Origin of the sequence: uncultured Cetobacterium sp. (assembly GCF_947072685.1) — a bacterium.
Classification (GTDB): domain Bacteria; phylum Fusobacteriota; class Fusobacteriia; order Fusobacteriales; family Fusobacteriaceae; genus Cetobacterium_A.
On record NZ_CAMTIK010000003.1, the window covers coordinates 60,314 to 82,870 of the forward strand.

The following is a 22,557-nucleotide window of genomic DNA, read 5'->3' on the forward strand; positions in this document are numbered from 1 at the left end:
AATATGAGGTAGTCTATGAAGAGATTATTACTTAGTATTATTGTGTTGTTAACTTTACTTGGTTGTAGTAATGGAAATAGAAGATTATATACAGAAGATGAAGTAGTCGCAGCTGTTGTTGTGGATAATGTATATATTTTAAATAGGGCAATAAAAAATGGTTTTAACATAGATCAACAATTAAAAAGTGGAGATACTCTTTTAAGTTTAGCCTTAAAAGAGGATTCTCTTCAAGTGATTTCTAGTTTATTAGCTAATGGTGCTGATAGAAATAAAAGTTTACCGGCTAAAAAAATTATGGGAACAAATATTATAATACCATCTAGACCACCAATATTTTATGTGAATAGTATTGATGCTTTGAATTTATTTATTAATGATAAAGTTAATTTAAATCAAGTCAGTGATGATGGGCAGCTTCTTTTAAACTTTTTTATAAAAGCAAGGCCAGAAAATTTGGCAATAACATTGATAAAAAATGGTGCTAATTTAAATATAGTAGATATGAGTGAATGGTATCCAATATTTTGGGCTGTAAATATAGAGAGTGAAAAGATTCTAAAAGAGATATTGAGCAGAGATCGAAAGCAATATCTTTTTAAAGATAGGAAATTAAATTATCCAATATATTATGCTAATTCAAGAGAGGTTATGAAAATTCTTTTAGAGGGTGAATATAATCCTGAGGAAACAAATATATATGGAGAAAATATTTTAGGTGAAGTTTATTTAAAAGCAAAAAAATTAGGATACAGTGATATCTTGAGAACACTTGTAGATAAAGGAGTAAATCCTAATTATATTTCCTATAAGTAGAAATTAATATTATTGATGATAAGGATAGGATTGTTAAATTCTATCCTTATTAATTATAGTAAACTTGAAAAAATGGTAAAAATGAGGTATAATTTCAAAAGCATTTTTTCATAGGAGGAATGAATGATAAGCAGACTTTTAATGCCTATAAAAAAACTATCATTTTCTCGTAAACTAATATTAGTTTTTTTTACGGCGATAGTTTTGGGATCGATATTATTATATATGCCTTTCTCTTTACAAGAAGGACAAAGCATAAGTTTTTTAACTGCAATTTTTACAATAACCTCTGCAATTTGTGTAACAGGATTATCTGTTATTGATATAAGCAAAGTTTTATCTTTTCAAGGGCAGCTAATATTACTTTTGTTCATTCAATTGGGTGGATTAGGTGTTATGACGTTCTCATCTCTTTTCTTTCTGTTGATAGGAAAAAAGATGAGTTATAAAGAGAGAGAGCTTATAAAAGAGGAAAGAAATGCAGAAAGTAGTGGAGAAATAGTAGATTTTATAAAAAAAATAGTGATTATAGTCTTGTCGATAGAGATTATTGGTGCATTTTTTTTAACTCTAGAATTTTTAAAAGAATTTGAATTTACAAAAGCTATATATTTTGGAATTTTTCACTCCATTTCAGCTTTCTGTAATGCAGGATTTTCATTGTTTTCTAATAACTTAGAAAATTATCACGGAAGTGTTTTGATGAATATGACAATAGCATATTTAATAATACTAGGTGGAATTGGCTTTTCAGTTATCAATTCAGTTTTAATGGCTGTAAGAAGAGATGTTAAAAGATTTACTTTAACATCTAAAGTAGCAATTCTAGTTTCAATGTTTTTAACTTTTATAGGGATGGTTTTATTTTTTTTACTTGAATATAAAAATCCAACTACAATTGGAAATTTGACCTTTATAGATAAGGTGTTATCTTCATTTTTTCAGAGTGTGACAACTAGGACTGCAGGATTTAATACGGTTCCTATGGTTGCGTTGAAGCCAGCAACAATATTTATGTTTTGTATTTTAATGTTCATTGGAGCTTCGCCGGGATCTACAGGTGGAGGAATAAAGACAACTACAATAGGAGTAATAGTTCTCTATGTTATTGGAGTTGTTCAAGGAAGAGAACATATAAATGTTTTTAATAGACGTATTAGTTGGGATATATTGAATAGAGCTTTGGCAATATTAGTGATATCTATAATTTATGTATCAATAATAACTATGTTGGTGATGACTATTGAAGATGGAATTAGTTTTGAAAAAGTAGCGTTTGAAGTGGTTTCAGCATTTGGTACAGTGGGGCTATCTTTAGGGGTAACATCTGATTTAAGTCCTCTATCGCAGATACTTATAATAGTGACAATGTTTATAGGAAGATTGGGTCCTATGACTTTTGCACTGGCTTTAGGAGAAAAAAAGATAAAACAAAGTTTAAGATATCCAAAAGAAAATATTTTAGTAGGATAACGATAACTATGGAGGAGATTTTGAGATGAAGCAATATGTTGTAATAGGTATGGGAAGATTTGGTTCGAGTGTTGCAGAAACACTTTATAAGGCAAATGAAGAGGTTCTTGCGATTGATGAATCTGAAGACATTATACAAGAAGCAGTGAATAGTGGAGTTGTTGAAAATGCTATTGTCGCAGATGCAACAGACGATAAAGAACTCAATAAAATAGGGTTAGAGGGTTTTGATGTAGCTTTTGTATGTATAGGGGCTATCGAACCAAGTATTATGGTAACGTTGAATTTAAAAGATTTAGGTGTAAAAAAAATTATAGTTAAAGCAGTTTCAAGAAGACATGGTAAAGTTTTAGAAAAAATTGGTGCTAATCAAGTTGTTTACCCAGAGGAATATATGGGAAAAAGAGCAGCTTTGGCCGCAATGGATCCAAATATGATAGAGCACTTTAGATTTTCAAAGGATTTTTTACTTGCGGAAATTAAGTCGCCAGAAGTATTTTGGAATAAAACTCTTATTGAGTTAGATATAAGAAAGAAGTATAATGTAAATATAGTTGGAATAAAAAAAGAAAATAGAAGTTTTATTCCTAATTTGTCTGCAGATACAATCATAGAACAAGGGGATATTTTGTTAGTAATAACTGATGCAAAGACAGCAGCAGAATTAAAGAATTTAAAGTAATGAGAGGAGCAAAAAAAATGCAAGATTTTGATGTTATAGTTGTAGGAGCGGGGCACGCTGGATGTGAAGCAGCCTTGGCCGCAGCAAGAATGGGTGCGAAGACGGCAATTTTTACGATATTATTGGACAATATTGGATATATGTCGTGTAACCCTTCACTTGGAGGTCCAGCTAAGTCTCACTTAGTTAAAGAAGTGGATGCTTTAGGTGGAGAGATGGGAAGAAATATTGATAAAACCTTTATTCAAATAAGAGTTTTGAATACTAAAAAAGGACCAGCTGTTAGATCTTTAAGAGCACAGGCAGATAAAGTAAATTACAGTAAAGAGATGAAAAAAACTCTAGAAAATACAGAAAATTTGGATGTTATTCAAGGAATGGTAACAGATCTAGTAATTGAAGATGGAAAAGTTATAGGTGTAAAAATAAAAGAGGGTGTAGAATATAGAGCTAAAGCTGTTGTTATAGCTACAGGAACATTCATGAGGGGACTTATACATATCGGAGAGAATCAATTTCAAGGTGGAAGAATGGGTGAATTATCTTCTGAAGAATTACCGTTATCGTTATTAGGGGCGGGCTTAAAATTAGGAAGATTTAAAACAGGAACACCACCAAGAATAGATGCGAGAACAATAGATTATTCAAAAGTGGAAGTTCAACCAGGAGATAAAGGAGTTCTTAAGTTTTCTAGCAGAACAACAGCCGAAGAGGTTTTAAGTAGAAAACAAATTCCTTGTCATATGGTATTTACCAATCAAGAGGTTCATGATACAATAATCTCAAATAAAGATAGATCTCCGTTATTCAATGGAACAATTCAAGGGACTGGACCGAGATACTGCCCATCTATCGAAGATAAAGTTTTTAGATACCCAGATAAAGATAGACATCATTTATTCTTAGAAAAAGAAGGATATGATACGAACGAGGTTTATATCAGTGGATTTTCCTCATCGCTACCAACAGATGTTCAATATAAGATGTTAAAAGGTATTGAAGGGTTAGAAAATGCTAAAATAATGAGATATGCATATGCAATTGAGTATGATTATATTATTCCAGAAGAGATTAAATATAGTTTAGAAACAAAAAAAGTTGAAAATTTATTTTTAGCAGGACAAATAAATGGAACATCTGGTTATGAAGAGGCAGGAGCTCAAGGTCTTATAGCCGGGATAAATGCAACAAGAAAAGTTTTTGGAAAAGAACCAGTAATTTTAGATAGAGCCGATTCGTATATAGGAACATTGATAGATGATTTAGTATCTAAAGGGACAAATGAACCATATAGAATGTTTACTGCAAGAAGTGAATATAGATTGGTTTTAAGAGAGGATAATGCTGATTTAAGATTGTCTAAATTAGGTTATGAAATTGGACTAGTTTCTCAAGAGGAATATGCAAGAGTTCAGAAAAAAGAAACTGATGTTTTAGAAATAATTGAAAAATTGGAAAAGCAACATGTTGGAAGTAGCAATCCGAGAGTAAATGAGATTTTATTAAAAGCTAATGAACCAGAGGTAAAATCTGGAATAACACTTATAGAACTTTTAAGAAGACCTGAAGTGTTCTATAAAGATATAAAGTACATATCTGAGATGGTAGACAAATTTGATTTAGGAGAATATGATGAGGATACAGAATATCAAGCTGAAGTTCAAGTAAAATATTCTGGATATATTCAAAAATCACTAAAAATGATAGAAAAGCACAAAGGTTTAGAAAATAAAAAGTTGCCCGAAGATATGGATTATGATTTGTTAGAAAATATGCCAAAAGAAGCAAAAGATAAGTTAAAACAAGTTAAACCATATAACATTGGACAAGCTTCAAGAATATCGGGTGTTTCTCCAGCAGATATTCAAGTGCTTTTAATGTATTTAAAGATGAGGGGAAATAAATAATGAGAGAGTATTTAATTGAAGGTATAAAAAAAATAGGTTTAAATTATACGGATAAGAAAATAGATAATTTAATAAAATATTTAAAATATCTAATGGAATATAATGTACATACAAACTTAACTGCAATAAGAGACGCTAATGATGTATTGGAAAAACATTTTTTAGATTCGTTATTACTACAAAATCTATTGGATGAAAGACAATGTAAAAAAGCGATTGATATAGGAACAGGAGCAGGTTTTCCTGGTATGGTATTAGCTATATTTAATCCTGATATGGAGTTTGTATTGATGGATTCTGTGGGAAAAAAAACTATATTTTTACAAAAGGTTAAGGAATTTTTAAATTTAAAAAATGTCACAGTTGTAAATTCAAGAGCAGAGGATTATATTGATGAGACAAATAGAGAAACTTTTGATGTGGGACTTTGCAGAGGTGTAAGTAAATTAAATATTATTTTAGAATATATGATTCCTTTTATAAAAATAGATGGTTATTTTTTAGCACAGAAAATGGTGGGAACGGAAGAGGAAGATGAAGCTAAATCTGCGTTAGAGATTTTAGGAGCTAAAATAGTAAAGGTACATAGATATAATTTACCTAATTATGGAGATGAAAGATTAGTTGTAGAGATAATTAAAGAAAAAACAACAGATAACAAATACCCAAGAAGAGCGGGGGTTGCATTAAAAAAACCGCTATAATAAAAAAATAGGAGGAAGAGATATGAAAATTTTTGAAAAATACAAAAAACTTATAATCATATCTCTTTCTTTTTTTATTCTTTTGAGTGGAGGCTTGTTGGTGAAATATGAACTTCCTAAGATAGTAGAGGTTGTTTTGAAAATAGCTGTTGGACCAACAATTTCAATTCAAGAGATTAAATTTCCAAAATTTGGTGAAATTGAAGCAACTGGAGTAATTTTATCCGATAAAAAAAATGTTATAGTAAAAGCTCCAGAAGTGAAAATAATGTATTCTAAAAATTCTTTAAAACAATTTAGATTAGAAGAGATTAAAGTTAATAATCCTTGGGTTCATATAGATAGAAAGGGTAGTGACATAAATATAATTGAGGCTTTTTCAAGCGGAGGGAGCAGTTCTGATTCTAAAGCAGGAGTAGGTGTTCCAATAGATAAAATATCGGTAAACAATGCAAAGTTATTATTTACTGATAATACTTACTCGAGAGAGATAATAAAAAACTTAGTAGATGTGAATGGATATGTAGATTTTAACAGAGAAACAGGAATAAATTTAGAGTTTAAAGGGACTTCTGAAGAAGAGAAGTATGAGTATAGGTTCAATAATTTAAATGAACCTTTAGATATGAATATAGTTTTAAAAAATATTAAAGTTTCTTCAGAGCTAATTCAATATGGATATGATGATAAAGAAATAAGTGAAGCATCGGGATTATTTAATATGGACTTAACAATAGCTACAAAAGGGCTTATAGGTGAAGCTCAGTTAAGCGATGGAAAGGTAATATATGATGGATTAGAAGGAATTGTAGAGGATATAAATGGTAAAATAAAATTTGAAACAGATAAAATTTTTGTAGATTTTAATTATTTATTAGATAGAAATCCAGGGGATTTTAAAGTCTTTTATTCGGATCAAGAGGGAGTAAAAGTTGAATTTAATTTTAAAGATCTTCCTTATACAACTGCATCTAGATATAAGATGTTGGGAGATTTAAAATTACCTTTAGAAAACTTGAAGTTTTCTAATGTGGATGTAGGATTGTTTTATAAAAAAGATACAGGATTTAAAGCAGTAGTTGATTACAGGGGTGAAAAGTTTAAAACATTAGGTTTAGATATCAATAATTTAAGTGGAAAGGTTATTTTTCAAGATAATATATTGAAATTAAATGGGAAGGATATTTCAATATATATTCCGGGATTAGATTATGAAAAGAAGCTCTCGTATGAAGCATTATTAGATTTAGGTTCAGAAAATTTAAAGTTTGATATCAAAACAAACTATATAAATTTTAATGGAGTTTATGAAAAAAAAGAGGGGATTTTGAAAGTTTATCAAGAGTCTAAATTAGCACTTTTATATGATTTTAATATAAAAAATTTAGAAATATTTGGAATAAAAGCTAAAAATATTATAGGTGAATATGACTTTTTTATAAAAGCTAAAAGTGATAAAGAAAATATAAAATTTGAAGAGATATCTATGGTCAGTTTGGAAGGGCAAAAAGTACTTTTAGTTTCAGGAGAATTAAACCCAGAAAAATTAAAGTATTTTTTTAAGATTCAAACACGAAATTTGAGAGAGAAAGGTTTATTTCAAAGATTTGGTGTAGAAAGTAAATTGGATTTTACTGGTCAGATAGCAGGAGAGAAAGAAAGGTTTATTCTTAGAGGAGTAGCTAAAGATATAAGAATAGAAAATGAAGATATCCGGTTAGATGCATATGCAAATATTTCAGTATTGAATGATAATGGGTTTCAATCTCAATTAAATGGAGAACTTAGAGAAATAAAGTATAAAAATTTTAAGCTTCAAGGTATAAAATTGGATTCAACATTGGAGAATGGAGCATTTAAAATCTCAAATTTAAGAAATGAAATTTTTAAAATCTCAGGAATAATAGACTTAGAAAAAAGGAATCTCGATTTAAGTTACAATATTAGCGGATTAAAAAGTAATGAATTTAAAAAAACGGATATAAATTTGATATTAGGAAATGTTGAAGGAAAAATCAATGGAAAATTTGATAATATATCAGCAAATGCTAATATAATAGATGCTAATTTAGAAATGCCAAATAAAGAGCTACTATCTTTAAATGGAAAAATCGATTATAGAGACAATATAGTTTTAGTTCAAGATTTCAAAGTAAACCAAAGTTTAGGAAGATTAAAATATGATATTAAAAATAAAAATGGTGAGTTTATTTTCAATATATTAGAGGAAAATTTACCGAAATATTATAATTATAAATCTTTAAAATATAGGTTACTTTCTAGAGTAGCGGGAAAAATAACAGATGGAGTCATCTCTATTAAAGCAGGGTTAAATATAGATAGGGTTTATTTAAATGGTAATCAACTTCCAAATTTAATTGGAGATATAAGTTATACTAAAAATAGTTTTGAAAATAAGATAGATATATCTAAGCTAACATTAGTTGGTTTATCTGGAAATAAAATAATTAATTCTCAAGGTAGTGTTGATTTGATAGAGGAAACTATAAGGTTTTATATAGATAAACAACAGATAGAATTTGAGGATTTTAAAGGAGTTATAGATACAAAAGATATTAAAGGAAGTATAAATATTCAGAGTGAAATAGTCGGACCAATAAAAAATCCAAATTATTTTTTAAAGCTTTCTGAAGGAAATGTTAAAATAAAAGGATTTGAATTTGATAATATATCATTGGATTTATCTGGAAATAAAGAGTTATTAGAAGTGAAAGAGTTTTTAATGTATTATGAAAAAAATAAGATAAAAGGGTCTGGAAATTATAATATTTTTGCTCAAGCATACAATTTTAATCTTTTTTCAAAAAATATAGATTTAAGTTTTTTAAATGCAATTTTTTCAAAAGGAGAGATAAAAGATATAAGTGGAATAGCTAATTTTGATATAAAAATATCAAGTGATATAAAATCTAATTTTGGATATATAGATTTGAAAAATGTGAATATAAATATACCAAAAGCTTTATTAGAGTTAAAAGATTTTAATATGGAACTAGAAATAAATAATGAAAGATTGGTAGTAAAAGAACTAAATGGATATTTGAACAGTGGGCAGATAACAGGGAAGGGATATGTTGAGTTGCCAACAATAGATGAAATAAAAGCTGATGATGAATTTTATAAAAATTTAGAGTACGCGTTTAATTTTAGTCTGAAAAATTTTGTATATCAGGTGGAGAAGTTCTTTAAGATTGACTTATCAACTAATTTAGTTTATTCCGAAAATAAAATCTCAGGAAATATTATTGTAAATAGTGGTGAAATAACAGGAATATTAAAAGAGGACAAAGGACTTCTTGTGACAATTTTCAATTTCTTGATAGACAAAACAAGATCTCTGATAGGAGAAAGTAAAAAGTTAGGAAAAGAGTTTGAGATTAAAAGCCAAATAGAACAAACACCAGAATTTAATGTAGGAGTTTTAATAAAAGATGGTATAAATATAAATATTCCTGACATATCAACTTTTGCACAAGATGTAAAAGGAAAACTATTAGGTCAGTTTAATATAACTGGAAAAAATGAAAAAATAGCAGTAATAGGAGAGTTAGAAATTCAAAATGGAAAATTTGTTTTAGGAAGTGAAGATTTTATAGTAAATAGAGCTTTACTACTTTCAGATAAGAGAAATGGGTATTTGTCGGAGTTTAATCCAAATTTAATTTTTGATATTTCATCTATGACTTCAAACGGAAACATAGAAATTTCTTTACAAGGAGAGCTAAATAGTTTAAGATTGAATATAATAACAAATCAAGGGACAGAGAGTAGTAGTCTACAGAATCTATTTAATAGGGATTCAAGTGATGATGGAAATGATAAAAGTGTTGTGGCACTTTTGTTTAAGACTATAATAGATAGCCAAATTTCAAGTACTCTGCTAAGACCAATATCTAGAACTATAAAAGATACACTGCATATATCTAAATTTAGAATTGTTTCAGATATTTTTAATCAAGAAGTATTAGCAAATTCTGATAATCCAAGAATGCAAGATCCGAATATGTTTGGCTTTGGCGCTTATTTAGAGGCTGAAAACCCAATATATAAAAATAAATATTTTTGGATTTTAAAATTAGGTATTATAGATGGAACTAAATATGATATAGGTGGAACTGGTGGCGAAAATCGAGGAGGAGAGTTTTCGAACTCAGTAAATCAGTTTGATTTCAAAGTAGAAAGACGTTACCAATCGGGTTGGTCTTATGGTCTTGGTATTTCAAAATTAAATGATGCAAATATGATTGAAAACAAGAAAAGGGGAAATTTAAATTATTATGTTGATTTTAAGTTTGAAAAAAAATATAATAGTATAAAGGATATTTTTTCTAATAAAAAATAATTGGAGGGCAAGTCGGGATGAGAAAGCACCTAATAGGATTAGTATCTCTTATAGCTTCAGTCGTTTCGTTTGGAGCAGAAGGAGAGTACTTAGTAAAAGGGGTAGAGTTTAGAAATTTAAATGAGATACCTCAAGATGTATTGATACAGCAGATGAGTTTAAAGAAGGGACAAGTATTCTCAACAGAAGGATTGCTAAAAGATTACAACAATATAAAAAAGAGTGATTATGTAGACGAATTAGCAATATATCCTCAAGTTTACGATGGGGGAATAAAATTAGTAGTAGATGTAAAAGAGAGAAAAAATACAAAAGAACTACTTGAGAAAAAAGGTATAATTCCAACATCAGAAAGAGAGAAAGTAGATACTTCTTTAATTGTTTCAAGTTTAGAAATAATAGGGAGTGTAAATGTTCCAGTAAATGATGTAGCAAAGAGAATTCCTATAAAAGCAGGTGGATATTTTTCAAAAAATAAAATTCTAAAAGGTCAAAGGGAACTTTTAGAAACTGGTATGTATAGAGAAGTAGTACCAGATGTATATCAATATCCGGAAGGGTTAGTCGTTGTATATTCTGTAATTGAAAATCCAATTATAAACGGAATTACTATAACTGGAAATACAAAGTATTCAGTGGAAGAACTTAAAAAGCTTATAAATATAGAGCCAGGTAAAGTTTTAAATTTAAATAACCTAAGAGATGCAAGAGATAAAATATTAAAAAAATATAATGAAGATGGTTATGTTTTAGCTGAGATACAAGATATTGATTTGAGTGGAGCTAATGATCTTGAAATTGTAATCAATGAAGGAATAGTCGATAGAATTGACTTTACTAAAATGGTCACAAAACAAAAAGGACAAAGAAGGAAAGCTGCGGACACACTGTTAAAAACAAGAGACTACGTAGTTGAAAGAGAGATTGAGATAAAGCCAGGAGAAGTATTTAACATCAATGACTATAACGAAACTGTATCAAATCTTATGAGAACAGGTTATTTTAAGAATGTTAAATATGAAACAAAAAATGCTCCAGGAGAAAATAGCGGAGTAGATTTAGTTCTTCTTATAGAGGAAGAGAGAACAGCAACTTTACAAGGGGCTGTTTCATACGGTTCTGAGATAGGTCTTTTGGGAATGGTGTCCGTAAAAGATATGAACTGGAAAGGGAAAGGTCAAGAGCTAGGAGTAACATTTGAAAAATCAGATGAAAACTATACGAGTTTCTCACTTAATTTCTCAGATCCATGGATAAGAGGAACAGATAGAATATCTTGGGGATGGAGTCTTTATAAAAATGAATATGAAAATAGTGACAGTATTTTATTCCGTGAAACAGATACATACGGAGCAAAAATTAATGTCGGAAAAGGTTTAAGTAAAAATCTTAGACTAGGAATTGGAACAAAAGCAGAGTATATAACAGAGAAGTCAGCTGATGACGAATTATTAAATTATTCAAAAGAACTTCAAGATAAATGGGGAGATAAGAGAAGCTATGGTGTGTTTAGTATCTATCCTTCAATAGTTTATGACACAAGAAATAACTATTGGAATCCCACTGCTGGTTGGTATGGAAAGTATCAGGTAGAAGTAGGTTATGCTGATACTATAGATTCAGGAACTTTTGCTAATACAACTTTAGAGTTAAGAAAATATCATAGAGGTTTATTTAAAAGCAATACTTTTGCATATAGAGCTGTTGGAGGAATAATGACACCTACAACACCTGAATCACAAAGATTCTGGGTAGGTGGAGGTAGTACTTTAAGAGGTTACGATGGTGGATTCTATCAAGGGACTCAAAAATTAACTGGAACAATAGAGAATAGAACTCAAATAAATGATGTACTGGGATTTGTTGTATTCTCTGATATCGGAAGAGCATGGGATTACCAAGGAGAGGATCCAGGATATTTAAATGAAAAAAGAGATAAGAAATTCCCAGATGATGTAGCAACAACTGTTGGAGTAGGGTTGAGAGTAAATACACCTGTAGGACCGTTAAGATTTGATTTTGGATGGCCAGTGGGGAATTCAGAAGAAAGTGGAATGAAGTTTTACTTCAATATGGGTCAGTCGTTCTAATAAACTTAAGTATATGGAGGAATAAAAATGAAAAAAATAACAATGATAGCTATGCTAGCAGCATTATCAACATCAGCGTTCGCATTAAAAGTAGGATATGTAAACAGTCAAGAGTTATTTGCAAAATATTCTCAAACTAAAATTTTAAGAGATAATCTGACAAAAGAAAAACAAAAATTGGAATCTACTTTACAAAAGCAAGAGATTGAGCTTCAAAAACTTCAAGTTGAACTACAAGGAAAAGGGAAAGATGTGACTGAAACTGAGAAAAAGGCTTTTGAAGATAAAGTTTCAGCTTTTCAAAAATCTGTAAGAGAATCTCAGACTAAGCTGTCGAATGAAGAAGCTAAAAAAATGCAAGAGATAGATAGACTTATAAACATTTCAATTCAAAATGTTGCTAAATCAGAAAGATATGATTATGTTTTAGAGCAAGGAGCAATCAAATTTGGTGGAGAGAATATAACTCCTAAAGTTTTAAACGTTATGGAAAAAAGTAAAAAAATAGATACAAAAAAGTAATAGATAAATAAAGGAGAGATATGACTTATAAAATAAATGAGTTAGCTTCTCTACTTGCATGTGAGATTAAGGGAGATACTAGTTTAGAAATTTCTGGACTAGCTCCCTTTTTTCAAGCTCAAGAAGGAAGTTTAACATTTGCATCGGATGAAAAATTTTTAAAAAAATTAAATGAAACAAAAGCTAGTGCAGTATTAGTGCCAGCAGGTATTGAATTGCCAAAAGATGGAAAGACGTATCTATTAGTAACAGAAAATCCAAGAGCATTAATGCCAAAATTATTAGGATTTTTTAAAAGAAAAACCAAAAAGATGGAAAAAATGATAGAGGAATCATCTGTAATTGGAGAGGGTACAAGCATACCTTTAAATACATACATAGGTCATGATGTGAAGATTGGAAAAGATGTAGTAATATATCCAAATGTAACAATTTGTGAAGGGGTAAGAGTTGGAGACAAAACTATAATATATCCAAATGTAACAATTAGAGAGTTTTGTGAAATTGGTAATTCTTGTGTTCTTCAACCGGGAGCTGTAATAGGATCGGATGGATTTGGATTTGTTAAAGTTAATGGAAATAATACAAAAATAGAACAAATTGGTAGTGTAGTATTGGAAGACTTTGTAGAAATAGGAGCAAATACAACTGTTGATAGAGGAGCTATAGGAAATACAATTATAAAAAAATATACGAAAATAGATAATCTAGTTCAGATTGCTCATAATGATATAATAGGAGAGAATTGCTTAATTATATCTCAAGTTGGAATAGCAGGAAGCACTGAAGTTGGAGCAAATACAACACTTGGAGGTCAAGTTGGAGTAGCTGGACATCTAAAAATTGGAAGCAATGTTATGGTTGGAGCTAAATCTGGGATAATTGGGGATGTGGCTGACAATCAAGTGGTAGCTGGACATCCGTTAATGAATTTAAAAGATGATTTAAGAGTGAAAGCTGCTCAGAAAAAATTACCTGAATTATTAAAAAGAGTTAAAGAGTTAGAAAAAAGATCATAAAAAAAATCTAAAAGAGTTGATAAAATTCTTTTAGATTTTTTATTTTTTTGAAGAAAGGTATTTAATTTAAGGGTGTAACATGATACAATATATAAAATAAAAAAAATGAGGTAAATAAATGAAAAAGAGAATATTTTTTGATAAATGTGAGGAAATGAGGTTCATTTCTCACCTAGATATGCTTAGATTTGCAGATAGATTATTAAAAAAAGCTCACATACCTATGAAATATAGTCAGGGATTTCATCCTAGACCAAAGATTTCATTAGGAAATCCTGTTTCGTTAGGAACAGAGGCCTATGGTGAGATTATGGATATAGAATTATCAGAAATGATGTCAAATGAAGAAGTAATGTCAAGAATGAATAGTGCAGCAGTTCCCGGGTTTTCTGTAAATAAAGTAGAAACAATAGAGGATAAAAGGAGTATAGCGGATATATATACAAATGCTGTGTTTGAAATTACTGGAATAGAAGCGGATATAGATAAACTAGAAGAGCTTTTTAATAGAGATGAAATTATAGAGATAAAAGAGAAAAAAGGGAAAATTTCTGAAAGGAATTTAGGAGAAAGAGTGAAGAACTTTTCAAGAGAAGGAAATGTTATAAAATTAGAGTTGGTAAATACTTCACCAAATTCATTTTTAATATTAGCTGAAGTAGATGTAAAAGATGTTCATATAGTAAAAAAAGGATATAAAATATAACAAATATATAAATTAAGTATAAAGGAGAAGAGCTATGCTAGATTTAAGATTTATTCGTGAAAATATTGACGCAATACAAGAGATGCTTGTAAACAGAGGAAGTAACATCGATCTTCAGGAGTTTATAAAACTTGATTCGGAAAGAAGAGAGATTTTAACTGAAGTGGAGATGCTAAAAAATAAAAGAAATACTGAATCGGCAGAAGTTGCAAGAAGAAAAAAAGCAGGAGAAGATGCTTCAGAAATTATATCTGAAATGGGAATTGTTTCTGCAAAAATAAAAGAGTTGGATGCAAAACTATCTGAAGTAGAGGAGAAAGTAACATATTTCCAAATGACACTACCAAACATGTATCATTCAAGTACTCCAATAGGAAAAGATGAGAATGACAATGTAGAGATAAGAACGTGGGGAACACCAAAAGAGTTCACTTTTAAACCAAAAGAACACTGGGAGATTGGTGAAAATTTAGAAATTTTAGATTTTGAAAGAGGAGCTAAATTAGGTGGTTCAAGATTTACAGTTTATAGAGGAGCTGCTGCAAGATTGGAAAGAGCTTTAATTAGTTTAATGCTGGACACACATACAACTGAGCATGGATATACAGAGCATTTAACACCACTTCTAGTGAGAAGAGAAATTTGTGAAGGGACAGGGCAACTCCCTAAATTTGAAGAGGATATGTATAAGACAACAGATGATATGTTTTTAATTTCAACTTCAGAAATTACATTGACAAATATTCATAGACAAGAGATTTTAAATGAAAGTGACCTTCCTAAATACTACACAGCATACTCTCCTTGCTTTAGAAGAGAAGCTGGATCTTATGGAAGAGATTTAAAGGGATTGATAAGACAACATCAATTCAATAAAGTAGAGATGGTAAAATTAGCAACACCAGAAACATCATATGATGAGTTAGAAAAGATGGTAGTAAATGCTGAGACAATTTTACAAAAGTTAGAATTACCATATAGAGTTATTCATCTTTGTTCAGGAGATATGGGATTTGGAGCTGCTAAAACTTATGATTTAGAAGTGTGGTTACCAGGACAAGATAAATTTAGAGAAATATCTTCTTGTTCAAATTGTGGAGATTTCCAATCTAGAAGAATGGGGCTTAAATACAGACCTGAAGGAAGTTCAAAGAGTGAGTTCTGTCATACGTTAAATGGATCAGGACTAGCGGTAGGAAGAACGTTGGTAGCAATTATGGAAAACTATCAGCAAGAAGATGGATCTTTCTTAGTGCCAGAAGCATTGGTACCTTATATGGGTGGAATGAAAGTTGTTAAAAAGTAGTATTTTAGTCCTATTTATTTTAAATCTTTTTACTAAGGATATGAGATTGTTAGGATTATTACTTCTAGTTGGTTTAGGGCTAAATATTTTTTTTAATAAAGATATGATAAAAAATATAAAAAAGTTAAAATTTTTAATATTTATTTATCTGACAACATTTATAGCTCAGGTTTACTATCATCAAGAGGGCGAAGTACTATTTAAATTATTTAATATCTATGTAACAAAAGGTGGGATTTTAAATTTTGCATCAAGTTTTTTAAGGATAATAAATTTGATTGTATTATCTTGGTTAGTAAACACTCAAAAATTATTACCTAAAAGCTTAGCAGCATATCAACAGATAATTGAAGATGTAATTGAACTTATTCCGGAAGTTTTTAAAATTTTTAAAAGTAAAAGAAAAATAAAGTGGTTTTTTAGATATATTTTAAGTCAAATAAAGATAAAAAACTAATAGTTTCAAAAATTGCTTTTAATAACAAAATTTGATATATTATAAATGAATAAAATATTAGGAGGAAAATCATGTCATATAATTATAAAGATTTAGGATTATCTAATACTAGAGAGATGTTCATAAAAGCCAATAAGGAGCACTATGCAGTTCCAGCATTTAACTTCAACAACATGGAGCAAATGTTAGCGATTGTAGAAGCTTGTGCTGAAATGGGTTCGCCAGTTATACTACAATGTTCAATGGGAGCATTAAAGTATATGACAAAAGAGGTAACTCCACTATTAGCGAAAGCAGCAGTAGATAGAGCTAGAGCAATGGGATCAGATATACCAGTTGCACTTCACTTAGATCACGGTCCAAGTTTAGAAGCAGTAAAATCTTGTATTGATACAGGGTTCTCATCTGTTATGATTGATGGATCTCACTATTCATTTGATGAAAATATAGCTGTAACAAAAGAAGTAGTAGAGTACGCTAAACAATTTGATATAACTGTTGAAGCTGAGTTAGGAGTTTTAGCAGGAATAGAGGATGATGTAGTTGCTGAGCATAGCATATTTACAAATCCAGAAGAGGTTGAAGAGTTTGTAGCTAAAACAGGAGTAGATTCATTAGCAATAGCTATTGGAACATCTCATGGAGCTCATAAATTTAAACCAGGAACAAATCCAAAGTTAGAACTTAATATATTAGCAGAGATAGAGAGAAGACTTCCAGGATTCCCAATCGTATTACACGGTTCATCAGCAGTACCGCAAAAATATGTTGAGGAGATCAAGGCATTTGGTGGACAATTAAAAGATGCTATTGGAATTCCAGATTCAGAATTACATGGGGCAGCAAAATCAGGAGTTGCTAAGATAAATGTGGATACTGATGGAAGATTAGCGTTTACAGCAGGAGTAAGAAGAGTATTTGCTCAAACTCCAGCAGAGTTTGATCCTAGAAAATATTTAGGTGTTGCAAAAGAAGAGATGAAATCTTATTACAAGCAAAAAATTGAAAATGTATTTGGATCAGCTAACGCATATAAAGCAGGAAAATAATAGATTTTAAGAGAGAATCCTAAAGGATTCTCTCTTTTTTTTTGTTTAAATTTAAAAAAAGGTATTGATTTTTTGATTCAAATGTAGTAATAAAGTACAGTGAAATTTAAAATAGGGAGGTAAGAAATGGCATGCAATAACAATTTAAAAAATGAAATGTATGAAGAGTTAAAAAAATTTATAGAAGATATAGAGGATAAACAAGGTGCTTTAATATCGGTACTTCACAAAGCACAAGAAATATTTGGATACTTACCACAAGAAGTGCAAGAGTTTACAGCTAAAGAGTTATGTCTTCCAATATCAAAAGTCTATGGAGTAGTAAGTTTTTATCATTTTTTTTCAATGAAACCTAAAGGAAGATATCCAATTTCGGTTTGTATGGGAACAGCATGTTATGTTAGAGGAGCAGAGAAAGTTTTAAATAGTGTTAAAAATTATTTAGGGATAGATGTTGGAGAAACTACAGCTGATGGATTATTTTCTATTGATGCATTAAGATGTGTTGGAGCCTGTGGACTTGCACCGGTTGTTTTGATAGGAAAAGACGTATATGGAAAAGAAGAGGTAAAAGACATGAAAAAAATTTTAGAGAAATATCGTAAAAAAAATGAGCAAGAGGAGAAAAATTAAAGATTATAACTTAGTAAGAGTAATTTAGGAGGCTAAATATGGAAGAAAAAAAGAAAATACTCGTTTGCGGTGGTACTGGATGTATTTCAGCAAAGGGAGAAGAGATAGTAAAAAAATTAAGAGAAGTTTTAAAGCGTCATAGTTTAGAAAGAGAGGTTGAAGTTATTCAAACTGGATGTTTTGGATTTTGTGAAAAAGGTCCAATAGTAAAAATATTACCAGAAAACACATTTTATATAGAGGTAAAGCCCGAAGATGCAGAGAGAATTATTGTAGAAGATATTGTGGGGAAAAAAAGAATTATAGAACTTTTATATGTAGATCCAAGAACAGGTGAAAGTGTTTTTGAAGGTGAAAATATGGAGTTTTATAAAAAACAAGTGAGGATTGCTTTAAAAAATTGTGGAGAGATAGATCCAGAGCTAATACAACACTATATAGCTGTAAACGGATATGCTGCTTTGAAAAAAGTACTTACAACAATGTCACCAACAGATGTTGTAGCAAAGATAAAGAAATCTGGACTTAGAGGAAGAGGTGGAGGAGGATATTCTACCGGATTAAAATGGGAACATGCTGCTAAAAATATAGCTGAACAAAAATATGTGGTCTGTAATGCTGATGAAGGAGATCCAGGAGCGTTTATGGACAGATCTATTCTTGAAGGAGACCCACACAATATAATAGAGGGAATGATAATATCAGGTTATGCAATAGGGGCGACTAAAGGATTAGTTTACATAAGAGCAGAATATCCTTTGGCAATTAAAAGGTTGAGAAAGGCAATTGAAGATGCACGAAAAAATGGGATGCTAGGAGAAGATATATTTGGAATTAAATTTAATTTTGATATAGAGATAAAATACGGGGCAGGAGCTTTTGTTTGTGGAGAGGAAACAGCTCTTATTCATTCGATGGAGGGAGAAAGAGGAGAACCAACATCGAAACCGCCATATCCTGCAGAATCAGGCTATTGGGGGAAACCAACAATTGTTAATAATGTTGAGACATTAGCCAATATATCTCAAATAATATTAAAAGGGACAGATTGGTTCAGAAGTATTGGTACAAAAAATTCGCCAGGAACAAAAGTATTTGCTTTAGCTGGTAAAATAAATAATGTAGGATTAGTAGAGGTTCCTATGGGAACAACTTTAAGAGAGGTAATATTTGAAATCGGTGGCGGAATAAAAGATAATAAAAAATTCAAGTCAGTTCAAACAGGAGGACCATCTGGTGGATGTCTAACAGAGAAAGATTTAGATACACCAATAGATTTTGATACATTGTTAGCCAAAGGATCTATGATGGGCTCTGGAGGAATGATAGTGATGGATGAAGACGACTGCATGGTAGCTGTATCAAAATTTTATTTGGAGTTTACAGTGGATGAGTCGTGTGGGAAATGTTCACCATGTAGAATTGGAAACACTAGATTGTGGGAGATATTGGATAGAATAACAAAAGGTAATGGAAAGCTAGAGGATATAAAGTTGCTTAGAGAATTGTCAGAAACAATAAAATCTACATCTTTATGTGGGCTTGGACAGACATCTCCAAATCCAGTTTTATCAACATTGAATCAATTTATGGATGAATATTTAGAGCATATAAATGAGGGGAAATGTAGAGCGGGACAGTGCCAAGCATTAAGAAAATATTTAATAAATGACAAGTGTGTTGGTTGTACAGCATGTGCTAGAGTGTGTCCAGTGGCATGTATTGAAGGAAAAGTTAAAGAGAGACATGTTATAGATCAAAGTAGATGTATCAAATGTGGAGCTTGTTATAGTTCTTGTAAATTTGGTGCAATAGACATAGCCTAATGGAGGTATAAGATGAAAAATGTTATAGTTACAATAGATGGAAAAGAGGTTGAAATATTAGCAGGAACAACTATATTGGAGGCAGCAAAATCTGTTGGGATAAAAATACCAAGTTTATGCTATATGAATATTCCGGAGATTGGGTTTAAAAATGACTGTGCTTCTTGTAGAATATGTGTAGTTGAAGTTGTTGGACGAAAAAATTTAGTTCCGGCATGTGCCACGATGGTTTATCCTGGAATGATTATAAATACAAATACAATGGAAGTTTTGGAAAAAAGAAGAAATGTTTTAGAGTTAATGTTATCGAACCATCCAACAGATTGTTTAGTTTGTGCTAAAAACGGGAAGTGCGATTTACAAACATTAGCAATGGAGTTTGGAATTCGAGATATTAGGTTTAAGGGTAAAATTTTTGAATATAGAAGAGAGGTTTCACCATCGATAGTAAGAGATTTAGATAAATGTATAATGTGTAGAAGATGTGAAAATATGTGTAATAATATTCAAAAATGCCAAGTGTTATCAGGTATAAACAGAGGGTTTAAATCAGTTGTATCTACGGCATTTGAATTAGATTTGGATAAAACTAACTGTACATTCTGTGGGCAGTGTGTTGCAGTTTGCCCAGTAGGAGCCCTATATGAAAAAGATTATACATGGGGACTTATAAAAGATTTAGCAAATCCTCAAAAAAGAGTGACAGTTCAGGTTGCACCAGCTGTAAGAGTAGCTATAGGAGAAGAATTTGGATTTGAACCAGGAACAGATGTAACAGGAAAAATAGTGACGGCACTTAAGAAAATAGGTTTTGATGATGTGTTTGATACTGATTATGCAGCAGATTTAACAATTATGGAGGAAGCTGCAGAGTTTAAGTTGAGACTTGAAAAACATTTGGCTGGAGATAAGAGTGTAAAGCTACCAATTCTTACTTCTTGTTGTCCAGCATGGGTGAAGTTTATTGAGCATCGTTATCCGGATATGTTGGATATCCCATCTTCTGCAAAATCACCACAACAGATGTTTGGAGCAGTTTTGAAGAATATTTGGGGACCAGCTAGAGGAATAAAAAGAGAAGAGATAATAAATGTTTCAATAATGCCTTGTTTAGCAAAGAAGTATGAATCTTCAAGACCTGAATTTTTTGTAGATGGAATACCGGATGTGGATTATTCTATTTCAACAAGAGAACTGGCTCATCTATTAAAGCAATCAAATATAGATTTGAAAGATTTAGAGGAAAATGATTTTGATAATCCCCTAGGTTATTCAACAGGAGCAGCTGTAATTTTTGGAAGATCAGGGGGTGTAATAGAGGCCGCAACAAGAACACTGTATGAATGGATGACCGATGAAACTTTAGAGGAAGTAGACTTTGTAGAGATGAGAGGCATGGATGGAATAAAAATTAGTGAAGTCCAAGTAGGGGATATAAAGGTAAGAATTGGAATTGCTAATGGATTGTCGGCAGCTAGGGAAATTTTAGACAAAGTTAGAAGTGGAGAGGAGTTTTTTCACGCAATTGAGATAATGGCATGTAAAGGAGGATGTGTTGGTGGAGGTGGACAGCCTTATCACCACGGTGAATTTATTAAAGTTATTAAACGAGCAGAAGGTCTTCAAAAGATAGATGAAGGGAAAAGGTTTAGAAAATCTCATGAAAATCCATATGTTCAATCATTGTATGAAAAATATTTAGAACATCCATTAAGTTCAGAAGCTCATAGAATATTACATACAAAATATTATTCAAAATAAAATAGAGTATTAAAAAAAAATAACAGTAGTGCATTACTGCTGTTATTTTTTTATTACCTTTAACTCTTTACAAAGGTAAGACAATGTAATATAATCTAGTGAAGAATATTGAAAAAAAAGATAAACTTTGGGAGGGAAAATGGTACAAGAAAATAGAATAGTGGAAAACTTCTTAGAAATGGTGAAAATTCCTTCACCTTCAAAAAATGAAAGAGCAATAGGAGACTACTTAATAAATGTTTTGAAAGAACTAGGGTTAGAGGTAACAGAGGATAGTGCTGGAGAAATAAACGGTGGGAACTGTGGAAATATAATTGGAGTTTTAAGAGCAAAAGGTAAGAAAAAGTATTTATTTAGCGCACACATGGATACGGTTGTACCTTGTGAAAAAATTAATCCCATAATAGAAGGTGGAATAATAAAGACTGATGGAACTTCTGTGTTAGGTGGGGATGACAAAGGTGGAATAGCTGCTATAATAGAGATGTTAAAGGTGATTAAAGAAAAAAAAATAGAGCACCCTGAAATTGTAGTTGTATTTTCAATGGGAGAAGAGATAGGACTTTTAGGATCGAAATCTTTTGAGATAGAAAAATATTCAATAGATTACGGATTTATTTTAGATTCAAGTGGAAAACCGGGAAGAATTATAACAAAAGCTCCATCAGCAGCAAGAGGAAAATTGACAATACTAGGAAAGCCAGCACATGCAGGAATATCTCCAGAGAGTGGAATAAATGCATTGACGGTTGCAGCACATGCAATAACAAAAATAAAACTAGGAAGAGTAGATATAGAGACGACATCTAATATTGGAGTTGTTAGCGGTGGTCAAGCAACAAATATTGTTATGCCAACAGTTGAATTAGACTATGAAGCTAGAAGTTTATCAAATGAAAAGTTGAACTCTCTGTTAGAAGAAACGTTTGAAATATTTGAAAGAGTTTGTAATGAATTTGGAGCGACATTTGAAAACAAAGTAAATGTTGAATATCCAGGATTTGCATTGGATGAAAATGAAAAAGTTGTAGAGATTGTAAAAAAAGCTTGTGAGAGAATAAATTTAAAAAGTGAAACTGTTTCTTCGGGTGGTGGAAGTGATACTAATATCTATAACAGCAAGGGGATTCCTTCAGTAAATTTGGCGGTTGGAATGACTAAAGTTCATACATTAGAGGAGTATATTGAAATTAAGGATTTAGTAGACTTATCAAAAATGTTATTAGAAATTATAAAAGGATAA

17 protein-coding genes are annotated in these 22,557 nt (G+C 30.7%); all 17 read left to right on the plus strand.

The features are described from left to right. Window positions 1-15: 15 nt before the first annotated feature. The 17 genes from Q0V67_RS01650 to Q0V67_RS01730 all read left to right on the plus strand — a co-directional run bounded on the left by Q0V67_RS01650 (window position 16) and on the right by Q0V67_RS01730 (window position 22,557). The gene (locus Q0V67_RS01650; protein WP_297596402.1) at window positions 16-816 is read left to right on the plus strand and encodes a hypothetical protein; all 801 of its coding nucleotides are present in this window, start codon (window positions 16-18) and stop codon (window positions 814-816) included. Window positions 817-957: 141 nt separating this feature from the next. Next, entirely contained in the window at window positions 958-2,289 is a 1,332-nt protein-coding gene (locus tag Q0V67_RS01655; protein ID WP_297596522.1) for a TrkH family potassium uptake protein, read from the plus strand. A 25-nt stretch (window positions 2,290-2,314) separates the two neighbouring features. Then, window positions 2,315-2,971: a TrkA family potassium uptake protein gene (locus tag Q0V67_RS01660; protein WP_297596404.1), complete on the plus strand. Its 657-nt coding sequence runs from the start codon at window positions 2,315-2,317 to the stop codon at window positions 2,969-2,971. Between the two features lie 17 nt (window positions 2,972-2,988). Beyond that, window positions 2,989-4,878: a tRNA uridine-5-carboxymethylaminomethyl(34) synthesis enzyme MnmG gene (mnmG, locus tag Q0V67_RS01665; protein ID WP_297596406.1), complete on the plus strand. Its 1,890-nt coding sequence runs from the start codon at window positions 2,989-2,991 to the stop codon at window positions 4,876-4,878. Then, a complete protein-coding gene (gene rsmG, locus Q0V67_RS01670) occupies window positions 4,878-5,582 on the plus strand; it encodes a 16S rRNA (guanine(527)-N(7))-methyltransferase RsmG (RefSeq protein WP_297596407.1) in 705 nt (234 codons plus the stop codon). Before mnmG ends, rsmG begins: the two co-directional genes overlap by 1 nt. 22 nt (window positions 5,583-5,604) lie before the next feature. Next, window positions 5,605-9,945, plus strand: coding sequence for a hypothetical protein (locus Q0V67_RS01675; protein WP_297596409.1), 4,341 nt, complete (start codon window positions 5,605-5,607; stop codon window positions 9,943-9,945). Between the two features lie 17 nt (window positions 9,946-9,962). Continuing rightward, complete coding sequence (locus tag Q0V67_RS01680; RefSeq protein ID WP_297596410.1) at window positions 9,963-12,035, plus strand: outer membrane protein assembly factor; 2,073 nt, start codon at window positions 9,963-9,965, stop codon at window positions 12,033-12,035. 27 nt (window positions 12,036-12,062) lie between these two features. Beyond that, a complete protein-coding gene (locus Q0V67_RS01685; RefSeq protein WP_297596412.1) occupies window positions 12,063-12,557 on the plus strand; it encodes an OmpH family outer membrane protein in 495 nt (164 codons plus the stop codon). 20 nt (window positions 12,558-12,577) lie between these two features. After that, window positions 12,578-13,576: a UDP-3-O-(3-hydroxymyristoyl)glucosamine N-acyltransferase gene (gene lpxD / locus Q0V67_RS01690; RefSeq protein ID WP_297596414.1), complete on the plus strand. Its 999-nt coding sequence runs from the start codon at window positions 12,578-12,580 to the stop codon at window positions 13,574-13,576. A 118-nt stretch (window positions 13,577-13,694) separates the two neighbouring features. Next, window positions 13,695-14,282, plus strand: a complete 588-nt coding sequence (locus tag Q0V67_RS01695) for a TIGR03936 family radical SAM-associated protein (RefSeq protein ID WP_297596416.1) — start codon at window positions 13,695-13,697, stop codon at window positions 14,280-14,282. Between the two features lie 34 nt (window positions 14,283-14,316). Next, the gene (serS, locus tag Q0V67_RS01700) at window positions 14,317-15,588 is read left to right on the plus strand and encodes a serine--tRNA ligase (protein WP_297596418.1); all 1,272 of its coding nucleotides are present in this window, start codon (window positions 14,317-14,319) and stop codon (window positions 15,586-15,588) included. Beyond that, window positions 15,575-16,045 carry a hypothetical protein gene (locus tag Q0V67_RS01705; protein WP_297596420.1) on the plus strand — a complete coding sequence of 157 codons (471 nt, stop codon included), beginning with the start codon at window positions 15,575-15,577 and terminating at the stop codon, window positions 16,043-16,045. Before serS ends, Q0V67_RS01705 begins: the two co-directional genes overlap by 14 nt. Before the next feature lie 71 nt (window positions 16,046-16,116). After that, on the plus strand, window positions 16,117-17,094 hold the full coding sequence (gene fba / locus Q0V67_RS01710) for a class II fructose-1,6-bisphosphate aldolase (protein WP_297596422.1): 978 nt from the start codon (window positions 16,117-16,119) through the stop codon (window positions 17,092-17,094). A 126-nt stretch (window positions 17,095-17,220) separates the two neighbouring features. Beyond that, window positions 17,221-17,727, plus strand: a complete 507-nt coding sequence (locus Q0V67_RS01715; protein WP_297596424.1) for an NAD(P)H-dependent oxidoreductase subunit E — start codon at window positions 17,221-17,223, stop codon at window positions 17,725-17,727. 38 nt (window positions 17,728-17,765) lie between these two features. Next, on the plus strand, window positions 17,766-19,553 hold the full coding sequence (locus Q0V67_RS01720; RefSeq protein WP_297596426.1) for an NADH-quinone oxidoreductase subunit NuoF: 1,788 nt from the start codon (window positions 17,766-17,768) through the stop codon (window positions 19,551-19,553). 12 nt (window positions 19,554-19,565) lie between these two features. Then, window positions 19,566-21,314 (plus strand): NADH-dependent [FeFe] hydrogenase, group A6, encoded by a 1,749-nt coding sequence (locus Q0V67_RS01725; protein ID WP_297596428.1) that lies wholly within the window; start codon window positions 19,566-19,568, stop codon window positions 21,312-21,314. Window positions 21,315-21,453: 139 nt separating this feature from the next. Then, entirely contained in the window at window positions 21,454-22,557 is a 1,104-nt protein-coding gene (locus Q0V67_RS01730) for a M20/M25/M40 family metallo-hydrolase (protein WP_297596430.1), read from the plus strand.